Source organism: Protofrankia symbiont of Coriaria ruscifolia (assembly GCF_900634745.1).
Classification (GTDB): Bacteria; Actinomycetota; Actinomycetes; order Frankiales; family Frankiaceae; genus Protofrankia; species Protofrankia californiensis.
Map to the genome: position 1 here is coordinate 1 of NZ_CAAAFR010000142.1, position 6,453 is coordinate 6,453.

The 6,453-nt window shown below is 71.6% G+C and carries 4 protein-coding genes; 3 read left to right on the forward strand and 1 reads right to left on the reverse strand.

The window, feature by feature from the left end; all coding sequences use genetic code 11:
* Positions 1-1,304 (reverse strand): hypothetical protein (locus CV1CTNOD_RS15695; RefSeq protein ID WP_131786823.1); only part of this gene is annotated, 1,304 nt, incomplete at its 3' end.
* A gap of 394 nt (positions 1,305-1,698) precedes the next feature.
* Between CV1CTNOD_RS15695 and CV1CTNOD_RS15700 the strand changes: the two genes are divergently transcribed.
* The 3 genes from CV1CTNOD_RS15700 (at position 1,699) to CV1CTNOD_RS15710 (ending at position 6,446) form a co-directional block, all read left to right on the forward strand.
* Complete coding sequence (locus CV1CTNOD_RS15700) at positions 1,699-3,105, forward strand: glycosyltransferase family 87 protein (RefSeq protein WP_165485545.1); 1,407 nt, start codon at positions 1,699-1,701, stop codon at positions 3,103-3,105.
* A 61-nt stretch (positions 3,106-3,166) separates the two neighbouring features.
* A complete protein-coding gene (locus tag CV1CTNOD_RS15705) occupies positions 3,167-4,534 on the forward strand; it encodes a DUF445 domain-containing protein (RefSeq protein WP_242606730.1) in 1,368 nt (455 codons plus the stop codon).
* A 562-nt stretch (positions 4,535-5,096) separates the two neighbouring features.
* Positions 5,097-6,446: a DEAD/DEAH box helicase gene (locus tag CV1CTNOD_RS15710; protein ID WP_242606731.1), complete on the forward strand. Its 1,350-nt coding sequence runs from the start codon at positions 5,097-5,099 to the stop codon at positions 6,444-6,446.
* The last annotated feature ends 7 nt before the right edge of the window (positions 6,447-6,453 follow it).

Genomic DNA, 6,453 nt, shown 5'->3' on the forward strand with positions numbered 1-6,453 from the left:
CCGATCTCCCCGCTGTCCCCCCCGACGCCTCCCCAGCCGGGGCGCCAGTCCGGCCCGGTCCGCAGCGCCCGGATGTCCCGGATGCGGCGCAGGCTTCGCCACCACGCACTCGGCGGCGAGCGGAACGTCCGCAACGGGCTGGTGGGCAACGCGACGTCGTCACCGACGGCAAAGGCCGGCCAGGCGTCGTCGTGCATACCACCGAGGAGCGTTGCGACAGCGGCTGTGGGATCCCCGCGGACCTCGCCGCGCCACGCCCGCCCGAACGCCGGCTCGTTGAACGATCCGTCCGTCGCGGGTAAAGATCCGTCCGATGCGGGCTCGGCACGGCCGGAGGCCCACCGGACGCCGACGACGGCCAGCGGCCGTTCTCCACGCACGTCGTCGGCGGCATGAACCAGCACCGCGCCCCGCTCGTCGGTCATGACACGCACCTGGGCGCCGCGGTGCTCGCCGCGGACAAGGCGCTGGCGGGCCCGCCAGCCCAGCATCTCCCGCGACGCCACGACCAGCGCGACCGCAACCGCGCCGAGAGCCCCGGCCGCCCAGGGTGTCGGATCGTCCGGCTCGGCGACGAGACGGACCCAACCCGGATCGAGCGGATCGGCCATGATCGGTACCGACGAACCTGTCGGGTACGCACTGGAGTCGCGCACAGGCAGGGTGCGCCTGGACCCCGACGGCAGGACGACCGTGATGTGCTCGTCCCCCACCGCGACGACCTGGACGGCCTGCGTCCCGGCCCGGGCGAGATGGCGGTCCTCCACCGCGACCCGGTGGCCGTACCAGGCGTACAGCGCGGCTGCCGTGGCGGCGACCATGGCCACCGCCACCAGCCGGGATCGGCGCGGGCCGCCGGCGGGGACCCCGGTGAGCGAAACGGGCCCGCCGGCCACCTGTTTCAGGACGGCCCGCTGGCCGGCCCGCACCCGGGCCAGCCAGCCGGCCACGGCGAGGCAGACCAGCCCGTACCCGGCGAAGGCGAGCCGGGCCGAGCCGTCGGTGTCGAAGAGCACGTCCGCGGCGGCGAAGACGATCGCGGCGGCGCAGCCGGCGAGCGGGGCGAACCACAACAGCACCGGCAGGCCCAACATCGGCACACCCAGTAAGGCCGCGGCCGGATCGGGCCCGCAGATGTCCGGCTGCGTGGCCGAGCACGCGGGCGTGTCGCCGGCGAGGGCTCCGAGCACCGTGAGGAACCAGGAGCAGATCAACGCGGGGAGCACCCACGCCGGGATCCGTGCGGCCCACCACGCGGACGCGCGGCGTCCGTCCAGGGACCCCGCCCGCAGGTTCGTCGACACGTCCGCCACCTCCACGCCGCCCTGCGCGCCGGTGCGCGGGGATCAGCCGCTGAAGATACGCCGGAGCACCGACAGTCCTTACGGCCACAGGCGATCCTCACCGGCGGCACCCTCCGGCCGCGGGCGGGGATGCCGGACACCTACGCAGGTCATGATGGACGAGTGCCACGACGTCGACCAATGATGCATCGAGGTGACGATGCATCGACCGGTGACGCGGGTTGCGGGGGGGAACCGGCCGGGCGGGCCGACGGCGGTGTCCGCGGAGTACGGGTGTTGGCAGAACGGGTGCGGCGTTGGCAGAGTGCGAGTCTTGACAGCTTTTACAGGTACGCCTCGACAGCCGGCCCGGCCTGCGCTTTCAAGCGATACCGGCAGCCACGGCGACACTCCCGTGGCTGGTAGCGTCGGTAGCACAGGTGACGTCGGCGGCGATCGGGCCGGCCATACCCGACCATGGTCGGCCCTGGTCCGGGGGGCGCCTCTCGCCGCGCTGGTCGCGGTGATGTGGACCGTCTACATCGCCCCTCTTCCCCACTATGACGTCGAGGTGTTCCTGCGCGCAGGCGCCGCCGTCGGACACGGGCGCAACCCCTACCCGCTCCCCGGGTCCGCCGAGGTCTACTCGGGCTTCGCCTACGTGTATCCCTACCTCGTCGCCTTCGGCTTCGTTCCGCTGTCGTGGCTGGGAGGCTTCGGCGCGACCGTTTTCATCGCGCTGTCGGTGGGCGCGCTGTTCCTCGGTACCCGGCTGGTGGGCACCCGCGACCGCCACACGTACGCGTTGGTGATGATGGCCTCCTGTGCCATCACCGGCCTGCAGATGGGAACGCTCAACGCTGTCCTGTTCCTCGGCCTCACCGCACTGTGGCGCTACCGTGACCATCCGATCACCGCGGGTATGCTCGCGGCTGGCGTCATCTACGCCAAACTGTTCCTGGCACCGGTCTGGCTGTGGCTGGTACTGACCCGCAGGACGAAGGCGAGCGCGGTCACGGCTGCTGGCGTCGGACTGCTACTGGCCGTCACCGAGCTGACCAGCCCGGTGGACACCCGTACCTACCTGGGGATGCTGGCGGTGCTCGCCCGCGAGGAGGCACCGCTGGGGCTCAGCCTCACCGGCCTTCTGGTCAACACCGGTCTCGGTATGGGGGTGGCCACCTGGGCTGCGCGGGCGGTGGCCGCGGCCGTGCTGGCCGGGAGCTGGCTGCACATGCGACGCAGCGGGGACGAGCGGGTGCCGTACGCGGGTGCGCTCGCCGCCGCGCTCGTGGCCTCACCCATCGTATGGAGCCACTACCTGCTGCTTCTGCTCGCGCCGATACTGGTCATCGCACCGAGATCGCGGATACCCCTGGCCGTCTTCACCGCCGGGAGCTGGTTCGTCGTCACCCCTCATCGGACCAGCCTGACCGGCTTCGTCGCCGGTGGCGTGATAATCGGTGTACTCGCCGCGCCTGCTGTCAGCTGCGTCGTGAAGACCCTGGCACACCGTGGGTCCGTGGGCGGCGGGCCGGCGGCGAGCCGGCCGGCACCGGCGGCCATGACCCCCGTCGCGTCGGGTGTGGCCACTGTCGCCGTCATCACGACTGTCGTCGGCGTCGGCTTCGGGATAGAACTGCTCGCGACCACCTACGGGAACCCGCACCGGGTGATCGGTGCCTACTGCGCGCTGCTGGGCGTGCTTGCCGTCCTGGGGTGGTCACTGCGGCAACGGCCGGGGCCACGGGTGGCACTGTGGACAGACGGCCACAATCGCAAGCACCGGCCGTCCCGACGACCCGGAGTCGCCCGGCCGTGATCGAGGATCATTCGACCGACGCCGGTTCCCATCGGCATGAGACACCTCTGGGCGGAGGACGATGCCCACGACACCACACCCGGCGCAGCCGGTGGGCACAGCGCGCAGGCGGCACTCCGACAGACGCCACGCCGGTCCCCACCGCACCGGCGACGAACGCGACCGGGACGGTCGAGGCGGCCAGGACGGTGACGTCGAGCTGCGACGTGGGCTGCGCCGGATTCGGACGATCGCGACCGGCCTGCTGGTCTTCGTGGTGGTCGTCTACATCGTGTTCTGGCGCTGGGAGTCCGGTGGCGGGCCGGGCTGGGCAAGCTATGTCCGGGCCGCGGCGGAGGCGGGCGCGGTGGGAGCGCTCGCCGACTGGTTCGCGGTGACCGCGCTGTTCCGCCGGCCGCTGGGTCTGCCCATCCCGCACACGGCGATCATTCCCAACCGCAAGGACGACCTCGGCCGCAGCCTCGAGCGGTTCGTCACCGAGAACTTTCTGGCCGACACGGTGATCCGGGAGAAGATCACGAGTATGGGCGCCGCCGTCCAGATCGGCACCTGGCTCGGTGACCGCGGGCATGCCGAAAAAATCACCGCGGAGGCGTCCAGCCGGCTGGTCGAGGCGATCTCGAGCATCCGGGACGAGGTGACGCTGGAGGTGGTGGAAAAGACCATTCTCACCAGGGTGATGGATCGTCCCTGGGCTCCGGCCGCCGGCACGGCGCTCGGCCGGATCGCCGACGGCGGCCTGCACCACCGGCTCGTCGACGTGATCGCTTTCCAGGCGGAGACCTGGCTGCGCAACAATCCTGACACGGTGATGCGGATCGTCGCCGATCAGGCGCCGTCGTGGTCGCCGAAGTTCATGGACGAGGCGATCGCGGCCCGTGCGTACGCGGAGGCGCTGCGGTTCGCCGCCGAGGTCCGCACGGATCCCAACCACCTGCTGCGCAGGGCCCTGGACGACTTCCTCGCCCGGTTCGGCGAGCAGCTGCGCACCGATGCGGACACCGCCGAACGGGTGGAGAAGTTCAAGGAACGCATCCGCGACCATCCCGAAGTCCACCAGGCGGTCGTGGCGATGTGGAACGCCACCAGGTCCATCCTGACCGACGTCGCCGGCGACCCCGACAGTGCGCTGCGGACGCGGATCACCGACGAGCTACAGGCACTCGGTGGACGGCTGGTCACCGAACCCCAGTTGCGGGCAAGCGTCGACACCGCCGCCACCGAGATCATCTCATGGCTCGTCCGGCGGTACCGGTCCGACATCGCCGCGGTGATCTCCGACACGATCGCGAACTGGGAACCGACCGAGACCGCCGTCAAGGTCGAACTACACGTCGGTCGTGACCTGCAGTACATCCGCATCAACGGCACGGTGGTTGGAGCGCTCGCCGGCCTGGTCATCCATCTGCTGACCAACCTGCTGCTGTGACCAGCCCGCGATCGCGATCTGTCTGCCGTCGTCACCTGTCCGCTGCGTGGCCGGCCCGCTGCCGTGACCGGCGGTGCACGGTGTCGCACCTGCGCAGCGCCGGGGTGCGCGACGTCTCACCCCCGGTGGGTGCACCACCCTTAGCACCCGCGGTCGTGATCGGTGTACCCTGATACCGCTGGCGGCCATGAGCCGTCCATGATGTGTAGTTTTCCAGCCACACATCAGAGGTCCGTGTGACAGCAGATCGGTGTGAGCCCCGGTGAGGGTTCACCCGCTCATGCTCTGGTGACGCGGCCCGAAGCGGACGCACGACTGCTGCCACACAATCGCCGCGGTTTCCCCCGGCGACCTCGACACGACGGACGGAAGAACCCTGTCTCAGCACGGTGACACTCAGCCCTCCCCTGCCCGCCGCCGCTCCCGGCCCGCACGAGGCGCCGCCTATCGCGGCCGCGGCGGACCCCGTTCGGGTGGCAAGCAGAACGGACCGAACCGGTTCGCCACGCCCGCACAGCCGGCCCTGCCGACCCGCGAACCGCGGCCGGCGGTCAGCTCCTTCGTGGACGCGGGCCTGCCCGCCCCCCTCGTCTCCGCCCTCGCCCGGCAGGGGATCACCGCCCCGTTCCCGGTGCAGGCCGCGACCCTTCCCGACGTCCTCGCCGGTGAGAACGTGCTCGGCCGCGCAAGCACCGGCTCGGGCAAGACCCTCGGGTTCGGCCTGCCGATGCTCGCCGAGCTCGCGAAGAACCGCGCGGTCACACCGGGACGTCCACGCGGCCTGATCCTCGTCCCCACCAGGGAACTCGCCCAGCAGGTCCATGACGCCCTCGACCCACTGTCCAGGCCCCTGGGCCTGCGCCTGCGCGCGGTGTACGGCGGGACGTCGATCTCCCGTCAGATCAGTTCGCTGCGGCGCGGCGTGCACATTGTGATCGCCACACCCGGACGCCTCACCGACCTGATCGAACGCGGCGCCTGCTCCCTGGAAGACGTCGCGATCACCGTGCTGGACGAGGCCGACTACATGTGTGATCTCGGCTTCCTGCCGGCCGTGCGAGCGCTGTTGAACGCCACCCCAGCCAGCGGCCAGCGGCTGCTGTTCTCGGCAACTCTCGACCGTGAGGTGGAGGTGCTGGTCCGCCAGTACCTGCCCGACCCGGTCCTCGTCGCCGTCGACTCGGAGACCGCGCAGGTCTCCACCCTGTCACGGCACGCACTCGAGGCCTCCGACCCCGCCGCCCACACCCGGCTGGTGACCGCCCTGGCGGGCGGCTCCGGACGTACCCTGGTGTTCGCCCGCACCCAGCGCGGCGCCGACCGGCTCGCCGAACAGCTCACCCGTTCCGGTGTCCCGGCCCAGCCGCTGCACGGCGGCATGGCGCAGAACGCCCGCAGCCGAGCGCTCGCCGGGTTTGCCGAAGGTACGCACCGTGTTCTCGTGGCGACGGACGTGGCTGCCCGCGGCATCCACGTCGACGGGGTCGACATCGTCGTGCACGCGGGGCTGCCGAGCGACCCCAAGACCTACCAGCACCGCGGTGGGCGTACCGCGCGGGCGGGGGCACACGGCGCCGACGTACTCGTCTCACTCCCCGAGGAGCGCGGGCTGGTGCGCGCGCTGCTGCGAGCCGCCGGCAGCGACGCGCAGCCCGAACCGGCGGACGCCGACGACGAGGTGGTGATGCGCCTCGCCGGACCTCCCGCCCCCAAAATTCCCCCGCAGCAGCGGAGTACGCCGACCCAGTCGTCCGGTGTTCGGGTGCCGACACAGGCGCGGTCGTCGGGTGCCCCGCGCCGCCGGGGCGCGGACAGACAGTGGGAGGCGCCTGCCTCTCGCGGTGGCTCACCCCACCGCGGGTCCGACCAACCCCGCCGCGCAGGACGCCGTCCCGCCGGGCCGCAGGACTGACGTCCAC